This is a genomic window from Okeania sp. SIO2C9, assembly GCF_010672455.1.
Taxonomy (GTDB): domain Bacteria; phylum Cyanobacteriota; class Cyanobacteriia; order Cyanobacteriales; family Microcoleaceae; genus Okeania.
Genome location: NZ_JAAHGO010000020.1, coordinates 106055 through 126802 on the forward strand (window position 1 = coordinate 106055; position 20748 = coordinate 126802).

The 20748-nt window shown below is 36.0% G+C and carries 14 protein-coding genes; 8 read left to right on the forward strand and 6 right to left on the reverse strand.

All coding sequences use genetic code 11. The features are described from left to right. Positions 1 to 402: 402 nt before the first annotated feature. Positions 403 to 3519 carry a translation initiation factor IF-2 gene (infB, locus tag F6K23_RS17755; protein WP_293158222.1) on the forward strand — a complete coding sequence of 1039 codons (3117 nt, stop codon included), beginning with the start codon at positions 403 to 405 and terminating at the stop codon, positions 3517 to 3519. Positions 3520 to 4837: 1318 nt separating this feature from the next. Continuing rightward, on the forward strand, positions 4838 to 5068 hold the full coding sequence (locus F6K23_RS17760; protein ID WP_293158322.1) for a hypothetical protein: 231 nt from the start codon (positions 4838 to 4840) through the stop codon (positions 5066 to 5068). A gap of 768 nt (positions 5069 to 5836) precedes the next feature. On the opposite strand, the gene F6K23_RS17765 is transcribed toward F6K23_RS17760, so the two are convergent. The 4 genes from F6K23_RS17765 to F6K23_RS17780 all read right to left on the reverse strand — a co-directional run bounded on the left by F6K23_RS17765 (position 5837) and on the right by F6K23_RS17780 (position 9814). Continuing rightward, on the reverse strand, positions 5837 to 6133 hold the full coding sequence (locus F6K23_RS17765; RefSeq protein ID WP_293158225.1) for a DUF3493 domain-containing protein: 297 nt from the start codon (positions 6131 to 6133) through the stop codon (positions 5837 to 5839). 257 nt (positions 6134 to 6390) lie between these two features. Continuing rightward, positions 6391 to 7617, reverse strand: coding sequence for a DUF445 domain-containing protein (locus tag F6K23_RS17770; RefSeq protein WP_124145081.1), 1227 nt, complete (start codon positions 7615 to 7617; stop codon positions 6391 to 6393). Positions 7618 to 7686: 69 nt separating this feature from the next. Continuing rightward, on the reverse strand, positions 7687 to 8388 hold the full coding sequence (gene ubiE / locus F6K23_RS17775) for a bifunctional demethylmenaquinone methyltransferase/2-methoxy-6-polyprenyl-1,4-benzoquinol methylase UbiE (protein WP_293158229.1): 702 nt from the start codon (positions 8386 to 8388) through the stop codon (positions 7687 to 7689). Positions 8389 to 8875: 487 nt separating this feature from the next. Then, positions 8876 to 9814, reverse strand: coding sequence for a response regulator (locus F6K23_RS17780; RefSeq protein ID WP_293158231.1), 939 nt, complete (start codon positions 9812 to 9814; stop codon positions 8876 to 8878). 866 nt (positions 9815 to 10680) lie between these two features. Here F6K23_RS17780 and F6K23_RS17785 point away from each other — a divergent pair. The 3 genes from F6K23_RS17785 (at position 10681) to F6K23_RS17795 (ending at position 13988) form a co-directional block, all read left to right on the forward strand. Beyond that, complete coding sequence (locus F6K23_RS17785) at positions 10681 to 11799, forward strand: RuBisCO accumulation factor 1 (protein ID WP_293158234.1); 1119 nt, start codon at positions 10681 to 10683, stop codon at positions 11797 to 11799. A 17-nt stretch (positions 11800 to 11816) separates the two neighbouring features. Then, a complete protein-coding gene (locus F6K23_RS17790; RefSeq protein ID WP_293158236.1) occupies positions 11817 to 11984 on the forward strand; it encodes a hypothetical protein in 168 nt (55 codons plus the stop codon). 822 nt (positions 11985 to 12806) lie between these two features. After that, the gene (locus tag F6K23_RS17795; protein ID WP_293158238.1) at positions 12807 to 13988 is read left to right on the forward strand and encodes a phytanoyl-CoA dioxygenase family protein; all 1182 of its coding nucleotides are present in this window, start codon (positions 12807 to 12809) and stop codon (positions 13986 to 13988) included. Between the two features lie 995 nt (positions 13989 to 14983). Here the strand turns inward: F6K23_RS17795 and cysC are convergent. Beyond that, on the reverse strand, positions 14984 to 15556 hold the full coding sequence (cysC, locus tag F6K23_RS17800) for an adenylyl-sulfate kinase (protein WP_293158316.1): 573 nt from the start codon (positions 15554 to 15556) through the stop codon (positions 14984 to 14986). A gap of 456 nt (positions 15557 to 16012) precedes the next feature. Here cysC and F6K23_RS17805 point away from each other — a divergent pair, with 456 nt between their 5' ends. The 3 genes from F6K23_RS17805 to F6K23_RS17815 all read left to right on the forward strand — a co-directional run bounded on the left by F6K23_RS17805 (position 16013) and on the right by F6K23_RS17815 (position 19171). Next, on the forward strand, positions 16013 to 17440 hold the full coding sequence (locus F6K23_RS17805) for a DASS family sodium-coupled anion symporter (protein ID WP_293158241.1): 1428 nt from the start codon (positions 16013 to 16015) through the stop codon (positions 17438 to 17440). A 315-nt stretch (positions 17441 to 17755) separates the two neighbouring features. Next, entirely contained in the window at positions 17756 to 18190 is a 435-nt protein-coding gene (locus tag F6K23_RS17810) for a hypothetical protein (RefSeq protein WP_293158246.1), read from the forward strand. A 411-nt stretch (positions 18191 to 18601) separates the two neighbouring features. Beyond that, complete coding sequence (locus F6K23_RS17815; protein ID WP_293158249.1) at positions 18602 to 19171, forward strand: Uma2 family endonuclease; 570 nt, start codon at positions 18602 to 18604, stop codon at positions 19169 to 19171. Positions 19172 to 19654: 483 nt separating this feature from the next. Here F6K23_RS17815 and F6K23_RS17820 read toward each other — a convergent pair whose 3' ends face one another. Then, entirely contained in the window at positions 19655 to 20443 is a 789-nt protein-coding gene (locus tag F6K23_RS17820; protein ID WP_293158252.1) for an ABC-2 family transporter protein, read from the reverse strand. Between the last annotated feature and the right edge of the window lie 305 nt (positions 20444 to 20748).

The window sequence follows — 20748 nt, forward strand, 5'->3', positions numbered from 1 at the left end:
TCAAACCCTTGACTCAAGTACCACAAAGATTATATGTATAAAAAATAACAAACTTAAATTGTGAAATTGCAATTAATAAAATTGCTTAAAACTTTAACTTATATGTATAATTTTTAACCTATGCCAAAAAATCAAGTCTAGTTAATAAATGGAGCAAGTAGACTTTCAGGGAACTACTCTGAAATACTCATTTATCCAATCTAAATAGTGATGGGTTTTAAGTAAAATATAAACTTAATCTAGACAGTAGCTAAACAATTCATAAACTGAAAGCAGTAAAAATAAAAAAAAAGCTTTTAAGTAGCTAAACTGAGCCTAAAACTAGTATGATTGTAGTGTAGTCGTTAAATCAACATTATAACAATGTAAAATTATAGATTTGTAAAAGAGAGGGTAGAGTGGATGAACAACGGAAAAGTAAGAATTTACGAATTATCAAAGGAATTGAATTTGGATAACAAAGATATATTAGCAGTTTGTGAACAGCTCAACATATCTGTGAAGAGTCACAGCAGTACTATTACAGAACCAGAAGCAGAACTAATCCGCAAAACGGCAGAAAGCTTACCCCACTCTCCCAGTAGGTCTGCTGTTCCAGAAAAAAGTAACTCTCAAAATCAAGAGTCAACTTTTAATCATAACGAGGGTAAAAAACAGCAGATATTAGAAATACGCAAACCAAGACCAAAACCATTGGAAGAAAGAGCTAAACTTAAAAATCAAACCCAAACCCATAATAATAACGTTCAATTAGTGGCAACTCCTCCAAAACCTCCAGCACCGGAAGCATTAGATCGGCAAATTCAACCTCTCAGTAAACCAAGGCCCAACCTGTCCCTAAAGCTAGAGGGAGAAAAAGGTAAATCTGTATCAGCAGTAGATAAAAAGTCTACAGATATAGCTCCAGACATATCATTAGAAAAAACTGTCACAGAAGTTCCCCAGTTAGTAGGACCACCTGTAAGACCAGCACCTCCTAGCATAAATCGAAATCTACAAAGTCCCTCCACAACAAAGCCTAATCAAAAAAATAAAAAAACAAAGCAGGAAGCTAAAAAAAGAAAAGATAGAGAAGAAAAACCTTCTCAAAAGCCTGCAATTAATAAAAAGGAAAACAAAGATACTTCTCAAAAAGAAAGTGTTAGACCACCTATTCCCGCCCCTGAAACTTCAAGTCAGTCAAAGCAAAAACATCGAGATAGACCTACGGTTAAACCAAAGCAAGTTCAAGAATTACAAAAACCTCAACTTGCACCAAAACCGAAACTAAAAATATCAGTTGATTCTCCAAAAGATACAGATATTGATTTAGACATAACAGAAGAAAAAGAGCCAGAAGAAAAAGTAATAGAATTAGATTATAATGAGGTAGAAAAACCAAGACGAAAAATAATATCCCCAACTAAGCCTTCATCAGCGAAATTAAAGAAAGGTCCAACTTGGGAAGAAGAAGAAGAAGATTCAAGCGAAATTGCTCAGAAAAATGCTAAAGCTAGTGCAAAAGCTAAACGTCTTCGTCCAAAACCACTCCTAGAAGATGATGATGAAGATTTAGAAGAACTTTTAAATAAGCCAGAACCAGTAACAATGAGCTTATCTTTAGCTCGCCCACCAAAACCAAACAGTAGTCCTGGCAAAACTAAATCCAATTCTGGTAACAACGCTCCCAGCATCAAAAAGAAATCTAGTAAATCACAGCAACCTGTCAAGTCTGAAATTGCTGAACAAAATCAATCTGTTGAAGCTCAACCTTTAGAAAAGCTAGTAATTAATTCGAGCATGACAGTTCAAGAATTAGCAACAGCTTTGGCAGTATCAGAAACAGAGATTATTAAAAGACTGTTTATGAAAGGCATAGCAGTCAACATTACAGAAAGCTTAGATATTGCCACCATAGAAATGGTAGCAGAAGAGGAAGGAATTCCTGTAGAAGCCCTAGAAGAACAATCAGCAGCTAAGAAAACTACTGAAATGCTAGAAGATGCTGATCTAGAAAACCTTCAACGTCGTCCTCCAGTAGTAACAATTATGGGGCACGTCGATCATGGAAAAACCAGTCTTCTAGATTCAATCCGTGCAACTAAAGTGGCAGCAGGGGAAGCAGGTGGTATTACTCAACATATTGGAGCTTATCATGTTGATGTTGAACATGAAGGTAAGATGCAACAAGTAGTATTCTTAGATACTCCTGGTCACGAAGCTTTCACTGCAATGCGAGCAAGAGGAACAAGAGTTACAGATGTCGCAGTGCTAGTTGTGGCAGCAGATGATGGGGTACAACCACAGACGATAGAAGCTATCAGCCATGCGAAAGCTGCAGGAGTACCACTTATAGTAGCAATTAACAAAGTTGATAAAGAAGAAGCCAACCCAGATCGTGTTAAGCAAGAATTGATGGAACATGGCTTAGTTCCTGAAGAATGGGGTGGTGACGCTATTATGGTTCCAGTTAGTGCGATCAAGAAACAGAATCTGGATAGCTTACTAGAAATGATTCTTTTAGTGTCTGAGGTAGAAGACTTACAAGCCAACCCAGAACGTTTGGCCAAAGGCACCATAATTGAAGCTCACTTAGATAAAGCTAGAGGACCAGTAGCTAGTTTGTTAGTACAGAATGGGACTTTGAGAGTAGGAGATATTGTAGTTGCTGGCTCTGTCTACGGAAAAGTGCGGGCAATGATTGATGACCGAGGCGACCGGGTGGAAAAAGCAAGTCCATCTTTTGCAGTAGAAGTTCTTGGTCTCAGAGACGTGCCTCAAGCTGGCGATGAGTTTGATGTGTTTGAAAATGAAAAAGATGCTTCATCAATTGCTACAGATAGAGCAGATGCTCAAAGAGAATCTCGGATTATGCGTAGGACAACTCTTGGTGCTGTTTCAGCTCGTGCCCAAGCAGGAGACCTCAAAGAACTAAACTTGATACTGAAAGCAGATGTTCAAGGTTCTGTTGAGGCTATTGTTGCAGCTCTACGACAACTACCTCAAAAAGAAGTGCAACTAAGGCTATTATTCTCTGGAGCTGGGGAAGTGACAGAAACAGATATTGACTTAGCAGCTGCTAGTGAAGCTGTGATTATTGGCTTTAATACAACCATGGCATCAGGAGCACGTCAAGCAGCAGATGCCGCAGGAGTAGATGTCCGGGAATACAACGTTATATACAAACTCTTGGATGATGTTCAAGGAGCAATGGAAGGTCTATTAGACCCTGAACTAGTAGAGGAGCCATTAGGTGAAGTAGAAGTACGTGCTGTGTTTACGATTAATCGTGGTGCTGTTGCAGGTTGCTATGTACTTTCTGGCAAAGTTATCCGTAACTGTAAGGTGCGAATACGTCGCAAAGGAGAAGTCATTCACCAAGGTGTACTGGACTCCCTAAGGCGTATTAAGGATGATGTAAAAGAAGTCAACGCAGGTTATGAATGTGGTATTAGCTTAGACAACTTTAGTAATTGGGCTGAAGGTGATATAGTTGAAGGCTACCAAATGGTAACTAAGCGCCGGAAACTGTCTATTTAAAATACTCATTATCAGGCAGAAGTAATATCCCTCTTTTGTTACTCTCCGGTTTTTTCTATGATTTGAACTTCCACCGAAAGGAGCTATAACAAGAAATACAAAGTTTGACGATCGAATTTTGGCAATTTAACAGCTATCTGGAATTTCTAGGAAGAAAAAAGCTGGCGATCATCCTGATATACAAAAGCTCTAGAATTTAGAAATTACAATAGTTTTAGGAGAGTTACCGAAAAATTGGGTTTAAAGCCTCGCCCTTGTAGGGCGACTTTTTATTTTTATGTTAAGTCAATTGAATATATGCTATAGTGTTATTAGTTGCCGGGGGACACTCGGAAACTCGTGCGCGGACGTGGAGGGAAGCGTTAGACTACCGCCAAGGAAGCAGCACCCTGTGAAGCGTCAACCCGCCGAGGAGCTATGGCTCAGTAGGAATCCTCGTGCCTTTAGGCCGGGGAGGATGTCAAAAAAGAGAGTTATATCAAGTCACATTAATTAACTCACATATAGGGACTTTTTATGCAATATCTCTACGGGTTAGGAGAAGCAATGTTTATTACAGTTGTTTGATCATAAAAAATCGGTAAGTGGGAAACCACCGTCTTTTAAGCGGTGGATGGAAATGACGGGCGCGGATTTTAATCCGTAGTCAAAAATTGCAGTAAAAGCAACCTGAATGGGTTTACCCCGGACAGACTAGAGGCATCTTTGGCTATGCCATTAAGGGTAAAATTTGACGTGAATTTATCCCGGCAAATTTGTTCCGCTTAAGAATCCACGCGGATTTATCCCGTGGAGTGTCAAGAGACATGATATTACTAGCAAATAATTTGAGAAATAGGTAGGTTTAATACCTACCTATCTTAATGTTTGAATAAATTAAAGATGGGACGTTGCTGATGCGTGGGTATGATATCATGTCCGGCAGCATCGGTCTTGTATAGCAAAGGTAAGGAAGAAGGAAGAGGGAAGAAGGAAGAGGGAAGAGAGAAGAGGAAGAAAGGCTACCCTCGCAAGAAAAAAACCATTATTTCCTGTAGATATTCACCCTTGGGTTTACACAAACGATATAAACGGACATGATATGATTTGTATTTTTTTGCGATTGCTAAACTATTGAATGACAAATATTTGAGATTCTTCAGTTTTGATTTTCATAACTTGATTCAGCAATGCCAAAAATGCCAAAGATGATATCTACAAGTCAAGATTTGATGACATATATAGTCATACTAATACCTGGTTTGTGAATAGTGAGCTATCTTTAAAGAAGTAGAAGCTGTAAATCTCAGGAACTTTATCACTAACTCAGGTAAGTATTATGAATAAATTTAATGTTACCTCTTGGAATAATAATTCAGCCAGAGTAATTACCAAAAATGAATCAGAATCTAGAATGTGGGATAGTTTGAAGCAAGCGATCGCTGTAAGTTCAGGTTTTCAGAGATGGCAATTAGAGCGTAAGATTAATGAAGGTCAGCAGCAAAATATATCCTTAGATCGGCAAGTTAGTATATATTTACGGGAAACTTTAGAAACACTAGCTTATTAAAACAGTAGTCTATATTACAAATCTTCTTGTTCATTTTTTACCGAAAAATTGGGTTTAAAGCCTCGCCCTTGTAGGGCGACTTTTTATTTTATTTGTAAGTCAATTGAATATATGATATAGTGTTATTAGTTGCCGGGGGGCACTCGGAAACTCGTGCGCGGACGTGGAGGGAAGCGTTAGACTACCGCCAAGGAAGCAGCACCCTGTGTTAGCGGCAGCTATGCGAAGCAAAGCGTCAACCCGCCGAGGAGCTACGGCTCAGTAGGAATCCCCGTGCCTTTAGGCCGGGGAGTATGTCAAAGTAGTTTTCTACTTGATAAGAGACAAGGTTTCATTGCTCTTACAGACAGGAAACAGATAGTAAGATTTAACTTTATCTTATACCATCACAAAAAGTATTCTAGTTTTGTAGCACTCTAAGGAAAGGATAGGACAAATCAAAAGCTTAAAATTCAGACAACGTAAGATTTTTCCTTCTTCCTTCTGCTATACCATAATTCTGAAAACAACTCAAATTACAAAACGCCTAATCCTAATATATTTAGAAGTAGGCGTTTTGCTTTTAAAAAGGGTTTTTTATATTTAGGGTCTTTATCTTAGCTGACCCAACTTAAATATTTAAGGTCTTTATTTTTAGCTGACCTCAATTTATAGTCATTTACTATTTGACAACAACTTGACAGGGATCGAGGATTTCGTAATATTTTCTTTATTTTTTTGTATTTTTATGGCCAAATATATATCCACATTACAAAATTTAAACTTTTGTTACTTAGACGAAGAGGACCGATTACTGGCTTTTTGCTCCAAACGAAATAGGAAAATCATCAGGATGACAATTCCGACTTGTAAAGCAAAATTAGGTAAAGTAGAAGCAATATTTTGGCCTGCAATAATTTTTGCTAAAAAAATAAAAGCTCCGATGAAACCAGAAGCTCCGAAAGCTATATATATAAATTGCCGTAGTCCTCGATAAGGTGCATCCAGTTCACCTTTGAGGCGAGCATATTTTTCTGGGCTAAGTTTAGTTTGAGAGGAATTATTATTTGAGTGTGGAGTTGACATAGTATTTTAGATACAAACTTGAAGAAGTAAGTAGGTCGGTATTAAAAATTATAGTGACGATCAGGCAGGGGGCGAAATATAAGAAGTTTTTGAGCAACTTTACTGTTCATTACATACTTTGGTTTTTTCATGCCTAACTACTTAGTTAATAATTAGTAGTTAATATTTACAAAAACTAATCAATTCCAGCCAAATATTTACAACTTATTCAATGAACAAAAACCTATATATTAAAAACATTAACAATAATTTTGAACTTACCTTTGTAGCAACAACAATATTGTCTGAAATAAACCAACCACAACACCTAAAACACCCCCCAAATTAACAATAGCTTGCAACTCATTTTTGACAATTACATTGACAGCAACTTCCAATTCTTCAGGAGAAGTACCCTTAACACGGTCAATAATTACTTGGTCAATGTTTAAAATTGGAATTGCTTGAGCCACAATATTTTCTAAATCCCGTTCTAAATAGCGTTCTAAAACCAAAGCTAATTCTTGACTCACCAACTCTAGAGAACTATTCATTATTGATGAAGCTTGTAAGCGATTAATAATTAAATCGGCAATATGCTCCCAATCTATAGATAAACTTAAACCTTGAATTAAATCAGCACCACGTTCTTGCAAGTATAGACGTACACTATCACCCATTGTATTTCTTAACTGGCGTACCGTAGAAACAGGTAAATTTTGCATGGAAAGATTTTGTAACCATTCCTGAATTCTTTCTCTAACACCTAATGCTCTGATTAATTCTTTTAAACGCTGATTAGTTAATTCTTTATCATCTAAACAGAAAGTTCTTAATCTAATCAAAGTATTACGCAACCCAAACAAATTAGCTACTACCCAATAAGTACCACTAGCTTTTTCGCGAAAATCTTCATCAATAATTGAAATATTTTGATCTGTGAGAAAATCAATTAAAGTCTGCCTTAATATATCTGGTGGTAGTACAATTTTAAGCAACCAATCTGATAGTTGAGTTGCCTGCATTTCTGTTAGTTGAAACTCTAGCAAGACTTGGTCAAAAATTTGGTTGAGTTGAGCTTCCAAAAAATCTTCTTTTTTTGCCCAAACTTTGAGAAGTCTTGGCAAAGATTGACCTAATAGATCCCGTAGAATATTTGCTAGAATTTTAGCAGTTTTCTTACTTGTATCGATTTTAAATTGTTCTAAAGACATTTGTAACAGCCAAAGAATAGCTGCCTCCATTCGCTCCGTTTGCAACAAACGACGTGCTAAATTCTGCAACTCTGAAGGAGTTAACAAAGAACCCATTATAGTATCAGCAACTCGCTTTGCTAAACGTTCTTGGTTCGCAGGAATTAAGCCAGGAGTAAAGGGTAACTTTTGCCCAAAAGCATAGTAAGGACGATAAGGGCGAAATAGCATTTTAATCGCTATATCATTAGTGAAATACCCAATAATTCCACCTGCGATTGGTGGTACAAAATAAAGCCAGATATTAGACAACTTTAATTATTTCAGACTATCTACTTTTGACAAGACTAATAACAATTATAAGATTATAAGTTGAAAAAATTATTTTGTAATTACTAATATTCCCATCATACCCCCAGCAATAGGGTAATGTTTGGCATTGACAAATCCGGCTTGATGTGCTATATTTACTTGCTCTAGCCCAGTGGGAAATTTTGTCAGACTTGGACTAATATAGGCGTATTCCTGAGTTAGCTCCAAATTGCGAGCCACAGGAACTACTACTTGATCCAGATACCACTGTTGAAAACTTCTGACTAAAGAAGTACTTGGACGGTGCATATCCAGAATCGCTGCCTTAGAATTAGGCTTGAGGACTCGATATAACTCTTGTAAACAGAGAGGAATATCCAAGACATTACGCAAACCATATCCCATGGTAGCACAATCGAAATAATTATCTGCAAAGGGTAAATTCAAGGCATCTGCTTCTACCCAATTAATAGGACTAACCTGACCAAATAAAGTTGATTTGCGGTTACGAGCGATCGCCAATTGTTGTACAGAAAAATCTACTCCATATACTAGACCTTGACTACCCGCACATTTGGCCAGCATCCAAGCCAAATCTCCACTACCACAACATAAATCCAAGCAGGTATTGCCATAATTAGCTTCACTCCACATTACAGCCATTTGCTTCCAGATTTTATGTAGTCCCAGACTTAGTGCATCATTAAGTTGGTCATAAACTGGGGCAATTCTGTTAAATATGGCCTGAACTTCTGTGGAATTATTAATCATCGTAGAATTTCGGTAAGTGGGAAATCAGCTAGTTTTAACGGCTGGATGGAAATGACCCGAAGGATTTTAATCCGTAGTCAAAAAAAATATACTATAATTAAAGAATAGCTTAAAAAGTAGCCTCAATGGTCTTTTGACCGGAGAGAGTAGTGGCAATTGGCACCGCCTAGTGGATAGCTGCTGTATCTGTACTACGGTACGGTACTAGCAATGTGAAAATCGTGGTTTTAACCCGATAGAAAGCTCCTAGTCACGAATCCACGCGAATTTATCCCGTGGAGTGTCAAAAGTAGCAGTTTTCATTTTTTTGAAACTCTCCCGTTAAATCGCTTGATTATAACGGGATATTTTAACTATACATATTCTTCAGTAGGTAACAAATTTAGTAGAGTTGTAGAGAGAAGCGGAGCTAGGAAAGTAAATTTATAGGAATATAAATATTTGGCCTACCTAGTTCTCATAAGTAAAGTTTATAGTATGCCTGAAGCTATGCAAAACTATTCAAAGCCAATGCCAGTAGTTGAGTACAGATATTAATTGTATCAAGTTCTTCTGGGCGTATTTTGCTTGGTTGTTGCCACTGTAAGGATATCAAAGCTACAAGTTTTTGCCGATAGGAAACTGGAATGACAATATGAGTCTTTATTTCTGAAATTTGATAATTTGCCACATGAGAAAGCTCAATATCTTCTGATACATCCATCACTGCTTGTAAATTTTGAGAAGCGATCGCTTCAATTGCCAGAGGGTCGTTAGCCAACCAATTGTCCACCTTACCCAAATTACTACTAACTCCTTGAATTGAAGTTAGAGCATTATCCTCAATCAATTGGAAAATACATACATCAGAAGAAAAAGCCTCTCTGTAGACAGATGCAATTTCCTCTAAAGCTTGCTCTATTGTGTCATAATTTTGAGAGATATTAACCACATTGCTCAACAATTCCAATTGATTTTGAGCTTTTAGCAATTCTTCAGTACGTTGATTCAAAAGTTCATAAGTATGTGCTGCCTTTTGTACAACTTCTTTTAGTTCCTTGGGGTCCCAAGGCTTAGTAATATACTTATGTACTTGTCCAGAATTAATTGCTTCCACCAAATCTTCAATATCAGTAAATCCTGTGAGAATAATTCTGATAGTATTAGGAAATTGGGGCAATGTTTTACTTAAAAATTCTGTACCCTTCATTTCTGGCATTCGTTGATCGGAGATAATAACAGCCACCTCTCCCTCTGATGCCAAAATTTCCAAAGCCTGAATCCCACTTTCAGCCTTTAGTACGCTAAAATCTCGTCTGAAGGTGCGGTAGAGCAAGTCCAAGTTATCTGGCTCATCATCTACCACTAGCATTTTAGGCTTTTTTTTTCTAGTTAAGCTCATCAGTTGGCTTTTTATGCTATCTAACTGTTGAGGAATTGCTTCCATTCAAACAAACCTCTGCAATTGTAACCCCGGAATAAAATAATACAATAATTCAATTTTCGACATCTTCCCCAAACTTTTGTGATTTTATGCTTAAGAGTTGATTTGTAAACTGAGCTGAAACCACTTTCTAGCATAGGTTTGCCGAAAATCATCAAAATAAAATGGGTCGCGCCACCCCGCCTTTTAAGGCGCAATATTTTTGGAGATAAGCTCAAATCCTCTACTTCCCCTCCTGGGAGGGGGAGGGGCGAGGGGTGGGTTGACTTCTGACTTCGTTAAGGCCTTGGAGTTTAGAGAGTGCCAAACCCTGACACTGTAAAGTATTTATCCTCTTAATATTTACTTGATAAATTGGCTCTAAGAGTTTTCTCTTATATTTTATTCTCTTATCAAGTCCTAACTAGGCCAGGCATACAAAAAGCCCAAGTCCCATTAGCCAGCATCAACAAGCAATGTGTTTAATGTCCACCAAGTGCCATAATATTAACAGATTGTGGCGTTGTTTTGTGACTAGGCATTATCAATTAAATACCACCTTAATTACATTATCATCTCACAACCGTCTATCTTAAAAGTTGTTTAAAATTGTCAGTTCAGCATTCAATCGAAACCTTGTATAGCCAAAAATTATTCCACTTGATTTTTGGTGTTATGTCTCAGAAATAAATTAACTTATGGCCTTATATCCCTAGTGCCACTATGCGGAAGTCAAAATTCAAAATTAATAAAGTATCGATTAGTAAAGCTTTTAGGATTTTGTAACTGGTTAGTTATTTCTACCATCCTGCACTAGCTGATATATTTTATAGGTAGCATGGCCAAAGGCTTATTCATTCATTTAAAATAAAAAAAGTGCGCCCTCAACTATGATCGAAACACCAGAAAATTCCCCCAACTCTCAAGAAAAATCAACAAACTCAGTAGAAATAGAAAACTTAATTGGTTTACTACGTCGCAAAGAAAGTAATTGGGTAGAGTGGGGACAAGCTTGTGCAAAACTACAAAAAGCTGGATATACTTCTCAGCAAATATTTGAAGCAACAGGATTTGAACCTGTACAACAAAATCAGGTGATAGTTGGTTCTCAAGTATACACCAGTATTGTCAATGCCAAAACCGCAAAAAATGTGCAGTGGCAAAGTGGAACAGATTTTTTATCACGCTTTGAGAGATCGGGCAGCGATATTCTTTACGAATTGAGAATTTTAACTCAAGAGCAAAGAGTTATAGCAACTGAGTTTATAGTTGAGCATAATCTTGATGTTGATGATGCTAAGGACTTAGCAAAGGCCATTAAAGATTTTGCTCGGATGAGAACCATCCCAGAAGGATTTTCCGATCGCCCTGGAGATATAGTAGCTTATCAATGTTGGAAACTAGCTAGGCAACAAAACGACTTACAACAACGGTCTCGTCTTATTGCCAAAGGTCTTAAATTAGCTGATTCTCAAACAGCTAGAAAACAACTTGAACAGTTATTAACTGATTTTACTATTGTTTCCCAGAGACCAGCACCCCGTCTGCCAATTTATCGAATGGAGTCAGAAGAAGAATTGCCCCGTGTCTTACCAGTAGTTGGAAAATTACCACTTAACACGGAAGATTTAAAAGCTGTACCTATAGTTGAGGAGGTGGGGTCTCATGGAATAGTAAAGTTTTCTGGTGGAGCAGGTGCTTGGGTAGGAATACCTGGATGGCGAGTTGTCATGCAAGCAGAAGATCCTGTAGCAGTAATTGAAAATAGCGATCGCTTGCCTACTCCAATACCAGGAGAAAATGAGGAAGTTTTGTTAATTATAGATAGGTCTCAACGTGAATGGCATGAGGATGGTTATTTTATCATAGACCAAGCTGGGAAAATAGAAATGCAGTGCTTTGATGAATTACCTAATATACCTTTACTAGGACGGGTTTTGTTAGTATTAAGACCTAAAAAGATTCTTGATCGAGAATTTGTGAAAGACCTTTTGCAATTTGAGGAATAATAGTTCACTGAAAGGGAGTGGGGAGTAGGGGAGTGTTGGGAGTGTGGGGAATGTGGAGGCAATTTTCTACCTTTTTCTCATATTATATTTCTCTAGCTCCTGACTCTGTCCTACTTTGCCAAAAACTCGTACTGCGGGCTAATATTCCAAATGGTTTCCATAGAAAAGTAGAAAAAAAAGATTAAATATCGGGACTTTGATATTTTTGAGAGCAAAAATAGCTGAAAACCCTACATAGCAAGGAAAATACACCAAAAGGCTAAAATAGCTAAAACCTAGAGATATCAAGCAACAAGCTGATTTGAGGTGAAATTCTTTCTATGTAAGCTTTTAAGGGAATTTTTCAGGTGTTTTTGAATAAATTCCTGCTATTTCACTCAAATTTATAGTCAAACCCCAAATAATTTACTGCTATAGGACTTACGCAGATACGCTATATATAGTACTCATAACTATTGTCCAATAGTTACTGGACTCTATACACAGTGTCTTTGCGTAAGTCCTGTGCTATATATAATTTTTTGCTCCTGTTTATACATATAACAGTCGAAGCAAAGGTTAGGACAGATCAAAAACTTAAAACTCAGACAAGGTAATACTTTTCCTTCTTCCTTCTTCCTTCTTCCTTCTTTCTTCTGCTATACCAATTAAAAAAAAGAATGCTATGAAAAGTGCATCTCTATCAGATATGCTGAAAAATAGCTGCTCCAGTTCATTTTAGATAGTTATATCTATCGTTTTCCCCTTTTTTTTAATATTTACCGAAATATTATGGTTTAAAGCCTCCCCTTTTAAGGGGATAATAAATAAAAATTTTCATCTCTTTGTCAATCCTCTTCTTTTCAAGGAGAGGTAATTCTAAATTCTAAATTCGCGCATTCTAAATTCTTGAACCCTTCTTCCTTCTTGGTTATTCTTTATTTCGTAGGGACGTTGCATGCAACGTCCCTAGCATTTGTAACAAACATTGATCAAATTGGTATTACTTCTTTTTTTCTTCACAAATTATGAGCAAAACAACAGATAAAAAGTTTACTCCTCCTCTGATGAATTTACCTTTGGTAGATTCGCCATTTTTTGAAGAAATTTTTAGCCAGTTAACTTTAGACAAAGATACAAAAAGACTGGTCAAACAATTTGCCGAACAAGGATATATCATCATAGACGACTTAGGCATAGAAAATATTGCAGAAACTACAGATAGAATAGTTAAAGACTTAACTCCCATATATGGAGACAAAGGCAAAGTAGAATCAGCTTGGATTTATCACGACCGAATTCAAGATGCTTGGACATTCAATCAAGATGTAAAAAAAATTGCCACTTCTCCGAAAATTATTAACCTATTAAAAATACTTTATCAGCGAGAACCAATCCCATTTCAAACTTTAAATTTTAAGTTTGGTACTCAACAATCTACTCATAGTGACAGTATACATTTTAGTTCAATGCCAGCTAGATTTATGTGTGGAGTTTGGATAGCTCTTGAAGATATAGATGCAAATAATGGTCCGCTACATTATTATCCTGGCAGTCATAAATTACCAATGTTTGATTTAAACGACTTAGGAATTACAGGTAGTTATCAAAATAAACCTTATGATGTTTATCCAATATATGAAGAGTTTTTGCAGTCATTAATTGAACATAATGGTTTAGAAAAAGTAGAACTTTATGTTAAGAAAGGGCAAGCTTTAATTTGGGCTGCAAATTTACTACATGGGGGTAGTCCAGTTTTAGATAAAAACCGTACCAGATATAGTCAAGTAACACATTATTATTTCTCTGATTGTATGTATTATATTCCTTTACTTTCAGACCCATTTTTACATAGAATTCATCTCAAAGAAGTGAGAAATATTATGACGGGAAAAGTCGTCGATCATTTTTATAATGGAGAGAAAGTTGAAGTTAATCCCGAACAGTATGAAATAGAAAGATTAAAATATCAACTGTTACAATTTCAGGAAGAATTAGAAAAATTACGACCTATGGCAATGGAATCTCAGGATGAACTGAGTATATTAAAACCTCAACTTCAAACAGTTGAGTCAGAACTGGAAAAGTTACGCAGTCAGTTATATGATTATCAAACAAAATTTCAATTATCAGAAGCTCAAAATCAGATCATTGAGGCAGAATTAGAAAGACTAAGAAATCAGTTATATAGAAATTCTCAAAAAGCGTGAGGTAGAAAATTTTAGGTTTGAGGGAACACCGGATATGGGAACAGGGAACAGGGAATAAAAAGACAAAAAGATAACTGTATCTCACTAATTTGAGAAACTCTATATCAATCTGAATTATAGTCAGCATTTCCTGCGGAATGCTGCGCAAACAGCAGTCAGCTATTAGCTATCAGCTCATTATTTTAGAAGGAGAATTAAAAATTATGTTTGCACAACATTCCGCAGAAAAGAAAAAGGTAACAATTTAATCTTAGTAGTCTTGTACATTCATGCATTTGTTTGCCTAGCATGACAAACGGAAATGCTGAATGCTAATAGACATAGGCGTGATAATAAAAAATAAAATCAATTATCACATAGAAATTATCAATTATTTTCCCCTACTCCCTCTTTTGCAGGAGATGTCTAATATTGAATAAATTATAGAATTATAAACAGATATTATATAACAGGATTCTATGTGCAATTAACTGGATTTGATATGAGGAGATCAAGAAAGATTTGGCAATGGCGCTTAGATGGAACATTTTTTGATGGCGAATTAAACGAATTTTATATAAAAGGTATGTTTAACAATTAATAATTATTGAAGAAGGAATAAGGAAGGAATGAAAAAGTAGATGATGATAGTTTTTTGCCGGCAATTTCATGTCTACAAACCACAACCAAAACTAGAAAAATCTTATAGTTATATACAGCAGATTCAGTCGTATATTGAAGTATATATTATGTTCCCAGTGCAAGACTTGCCTGCTATAGTTATACCTCACTCATGATGGAATATATCGAATCTGCTGTAAATAATATTATATTGCCTGGTCATTTCAGTTATCAGTTATCAGTAACTCTGCAATAAGGAGGCTTGACATAAGGAATATTTTTTTTATCCCGTTAAAAGGGGAGGCGAATACCCACAATTTATCGGTAAAAAGAACTCAGCTTTATGATTCGAATAAATCAACTTTAGGAACATAAAACTGGGTTAAATAAGTTACCTAAATTCGCACAAAATTACCGTTAATATGGGAGCGATTGCTAGGTTCTAAATAACCTAAATTATTCATCTTTAGTATAATTTTATCCTTACTTTCAGCAACTGTTTCTAAATCAGTTAGACATTCAACTTCAGGATGAGGAGGTGCTTCATAAGGTGAATCAATGCCAGTAAACTCTTTAATTCCTCCTGCTCTTGCCAGTTGATAAAGTCCTTTTTTATCCCGTGCTTCGCAAACTTCTAAAGGTGCATTAACATACACTTCCATAAAATTACCAATTCTTTTTCTAACCTCCGCCCGAACTTGATTATAAGGAGAAATAGCAGATACTAAAACAATCACACCATTACGAGTTAAAAGATGAGCTAAAAACCCAATTCTGCGGATATTTTCATCTCGGTCAACTTTACTAAAACCCAAACTTTTACCAAGGTCTTGACGAACAACAGTACTATCAAGAACTTCTACCGTATAACCAAGCGATCGCAACTCTTCTGACACAGCTAAACTCAGAGTAGTTTTACCAGCACAGCTTAAACCAGTAAACCATACTGTTAGACCAGTTTGATTGATTTTTTCCATTCACAACATCCTTTCAACAATTAATAATTAATAATTAACAATTACCTCTCCTGGAAAAGAATTAAGATTGACGCGGAGCGTGAAAATTTTTCTTCACAGGAGTCGATTGGATATGGCGAGGAGACCTCGCCATCCCATCCTACGGAATGCTCCGCAAACGACCGCTTTTTCTCTTTTAAAGGAAAGGCTTTAAACCTTAATTATTCGCTAAAAAACAAAATTTAAATCCCGAATAAAAATAGGAATTTTTTAGGAATTTAAAGTTTCATCATTTTCTTGACTTAGAGATTTCTACTATGATATCATAACTATTTAACTTACTCAAAGTCAAACATAGTGTAAAATATAACTGCTCATTTAGTTATAAAAACTATATTAAAAAGTAAAAATTATTTTAATTTCCTCACTGCATCGCCAATAGACATCTCCACAACTTAATTCATATAAATGGAAAATATCAGACATCTTCGTAGTTGGTTACGCATATCTCGTCAACCTCAGTATCGTTGGCTTTGGTTTGTAGCTGCAGCACTAATCTATGTAAGTATTCTCCTGTTTCCAATAGCAGGAATAGAACAAGAGGCAAAAGGAGCTTTAGCAGTATTTGGAGTAACAGCTTTCCTGTGGGCAACGAATACCTTACCAGTAGCAGTCACAGGTTTAATGGTCTTATTTTTAATCCCCCTAAGTGGCAGTATGTCTGCCACAGAAACTTATGCTTATTTCGGCAACAAAGCAGTATTTTTTGTATTAGGAGCATTTATTTTAGCCAGTCCTATTCAACGTTCTGGACTGAGTACCCGTCTAGCATTAACGGTAGTTTCTCGTTTTGGCAATACCCAGAATACTTTAATTGCCTCTATTTTAATTCTTTCCGCCGTAATGTCTTTTGTAATTAGTTCCTACGCTGTGACGGCAATGTTATTTCCAGTGGTGATAGAAGTTATACAAGCAGCAGGAGCTAAACCCGGTGGACGTTTTGGACTAGCAGCATTCTTAGCTTTAGGGTGGGGTTGCGGTATTGGTGGTATTGCAACTTTACTTGGAGGTGCCAGGGCGCCACTAGCATTAGGAGTTCTTCGCAGCACCACTAAAGGAGAATACGATGTCAGTTTTGTAGAATGGTTTATCTGGTCTATTCCTTTAGTCGTATTACTGTTGACAGTGGCTTATGTAATCTTACTCCAAATAGGAAAAGGTACAGTTGTGTCTTTACCAAACGCTCTAAAATTTCTCAAACTTAGGTCAAAAAGTCTGGGAGGAATCTCAACAAGAGAAATTGGTACATTAGTATTAGTGACAGGAATAGTTTTATTGTGGATTTTTCGAGGAACAGTTTGGGGACTAGATACAATAGCTTTTTTTGGAGTGATGTGTAGCTTCATTTTTGGGTTGGCAAGTTGGCAAGAAGTAGAAGAAGATGTTAACTGGGGTATTTTTTTGATGTATGGTAGTGCTATTGCTCTAAGTGCAGTATTACGAGATACAGGGGCAGCACTAGCATTAGCAGAAAGTCTATTGGGATCGTGGATAAATTCTGGCTTAATCTGTTTTGTGGCAATGGTTTTAATTATTACTATCTTGACAGAAGGAATGAGTAATGCTGCTGCTGTGGCAGTTTTGATGCCAGTTGGACTTGCTTTAGCAGCTAAATATGGAATCGACCCTAGAGCAATGACATTGGGTATTACTTTGCCATCAGGTCTGGCTTTTCTTTTGCCAGTAAGTACTCCTGTAATGGCCATTATTATTGGTAGTGGTTATGTGTCGCCTGCTGAAGCTTTTAAGCGTGGCTTATTGCTAAAATTAGTGGGGACTTTGATATTCTTGGCAATGGCGAAATTTTATTGGCCTTTATTTGGGCTGGGAGTTTGAATAATTAATAATTAATAATTAATAATTAATAATTAATAACTGGAGAGTACAAAGTTATTCCCAAGAACAATTAGCATTGAAAGCTGAAATAATTGCCGTAAAAGCCTTACAGTATTTACAGCTCTGAATAAAGAGTTTTTAACCTTTAGATTGCTGAAAGCCTTAGCTAGCAATATTTATTTCAAGAACTTTGCACTGTCTAGTTAATAATTAATAATTACCTCTCCTTGAAAAGAAGAGGATTGACTCAGAGGAAAATTTTTTCTTGTTTCTCCTTTAAAGGAGAGGCTTTAAACTTTAATTATTCGGTAAGATATGAATATTTGGTTAGTGGTTGCAAATCCCTATGCTTACGATAAAGCAATGTGGAAAGGAATTTCAGAAGCTCAACAAAATCAAGCCAAATTGAGAGTTGTGTTTTTTATTAATAATAATTCAATTAATGATGTTATTGGGGAACTGGGGCAGACTGGTTGGTTAGGGTCTAATCCTTTGCATAAACTGCAAAACTCTATGTTAGAGGGTTATCGCGCTCTGGCTAATGATGTTTTGAAGCGGGTAAAGCGTAAAGCTAAAGAAAAAGAAGTAAAATTAGACATTCAGGAAGTAATAGAAAGACCTAGTTTAGAAGAATATCTGTTTGAGCTTGTAGAGCAAGATGCAATAAAAATTATTGTTGCTGGCCCTCAGCTACTGACTGCCAAAATTGGCAACTTACCAAGTATAGCAGAGTATATTGAGGAAGATTAGGAACAATTAATAATTAATAATTAATAATTAACAATTAACAATTACTTCTTCTTTTCAAGGAGAGGATTGACTCAAAGAATTTTTTTTCTTGTTCCTCCTGTAAAAGAGAGGCTTTAAGCCTTAATTATTCGGTCAATAATATTATATTCAAATAATCAGTTATATCAGAAGGAAGAAGGAAAAATCTGGCGTTTTTTTAGTTTTAAGCTTTTGAGATGTCTGCGCCTTTTACTTCAACTGCTATATCAAAAAACATAGCTTATTGCTGATGAACTATCTCCCTCCGGATTTTCTATTACTTACTATTTTAGATAAACTTATTTATCTGAATAAAGCGACAAAATATATATTTTCCTGCTTTTTTTCCTGATTCCTGGCATATACAAAATCTTGATGAAATAAGTGAATCTGATGGTACAAGTTAAACATAAATTTCAAAGTTTTGAAGAATATTTGTCATACAGTAACAATTCAGAAAAACTCTGTGAATTATTTAATGGTGAATTAATTGAAATGCCTCCAGAATCAGGTCTGAATGTTGAAATTGCTACTTTCTTGTTGCTGAGATTTGCCTTACTTTTAGGTCATCGTCGAGTACGGGGTCAAGGATTAGAATTAGAGGTTAGAGGTGAGCCGAAAAACCGCTATCCCGATCTGACTATAATCCGAGAAGAGCATATTCAACAATTATTAAAGCGGAATACAATTCGCCTTTCTATGTCTCCTCCTTTATTAGTTGTTGAAGTCGTTAGTCCTGGAGAAATACAAAGAGAGAGAGACTATATTGCGAAGAGAATTCAATATCAAGATTGTGGTATTCCTGAATATTGGATTGTTGACCCTGAAACTAAAACTATTCTAATATTAGAATTAATAGGCAAAAATTATACAGAAGTCGGTAGCTTTTCTGGTAATGATTTAGTATTATCTCCTGGATTTAGAACGCTTAATTTGAAAGTTTCTACAGTTTTTGATGGTTGAAGAAGGAAGAAGGAAGAAGTAAGGAGGAAGAAGTAGATGGAGGCTCAATTAACAACTAATAGCTGAAGATGACGGCTGTTTCGCAGCATTCCGCAGGAAATGCTTACTGAATAATTTGGGTTTCAAGTCTCTCCTTTAAAGTAGAAACAAGAAAACATTTTCCTCAAACGTCAATCCTCTTATTTTTAAGGAGAGGTAATTATTAATTAGGGCTTATCCATCTAATCTAAAAGTATTTATAGATAAAGGTTTTAGCATTTTTAAGTATCAAAAAGTGCGAGTTTTTAAGTGGTAATGGTTAAAAAATGAGCGGATTTTGGTCAAGATTTGGGCAGAAAAATTAAGGGACAAAACTTAGCTCCTACCTCCTCTAAATTTCCATTTATCCTGTCTCCTGTCTCCTGTTTCCTACCCCTACGAAAAGACCTTTGAGCGCAAACCCTAATTATTAATTATTAATTATTAATTATTAATTATTAATTACTAAGCCCCCATCCCCGAATATTGTTTTAACCCCTTTCGCCACAACCAACGATTTAATCCTAAAAATATCGCACCCCAAGCAAACATAATCAATAAACCCCGTCCAATATCCACAGGCAAATCCACTAAGATAGAAGCAGGAAAATAAATTATATAAGGAAACGGAGTCCATAATGCTATTTGATGCACTGATTCTGGAAACACTTCTAATGGAGCAGTTATTCCCGATAAAAACATATAAGGTAAAAACCAAAGCTGTTCAAGGGCGCTAGATTTTTCTATCCAAAAGGCAAATAAAGCCATTGTATATTGAATTAAAAATCGTAATGCAAATGCTATTACTACTACAATTAAAAATAACAAAAAATTACCCAAACTTGGCAACCAAAATATCCGGGGATATAGAACAAAAAATAATAATATTAAACCTAAAACAAAAGGTCCTCTAGCCAACCTTTCTCCAATATGACCAAAGAAATGATGCCACACCGGATCTATAGGTTGTAATAATTTAGGAGATAATTTCCCTTGAATTACTTCTTTTTCAAAATCCCAAATTACCCAAACAGGAGTAATTGAGCGGACAACAAATACAGCTAAGAAATAATGAGAAAACTGCGATTTATCTAATGCAAATTCACCTACTACTGAAGCTTTTACCCAAACTCCCATCATAATAAAAGGCAAAGAAGATGACAACATCCATAAGAAGAGTTCGGCTCTATATTCTAACATATAGGCGTAGTAAGTAAGTAGAAAAACTTTGACTATTTTGATAAATTTTTTCATTGTTTTTATTTATTTACTATTCATTGAAACAAGAGTTTTGATTAAGTGTATTTCAAGAAAAATAATATTATCAAAAGACGGTAAATGAGTAAAGTAAAATAATAACTTAAGAGGATATCTGAAAAGTTTTTTGATACTGAATTATGCCCCCTAGCCCCCCCAACTTTGGGGGGAAAAAGAATCAATTTGCTTCAAAAAGTCCCCCAAAATTGGGGGATTGAGGGGGTGAGTGATGTAGCAAATAGGACTTCTCAGACAACCTCTAAGAAACAAAAGCTCACTGCTGACTGCTATATCAGCCACAA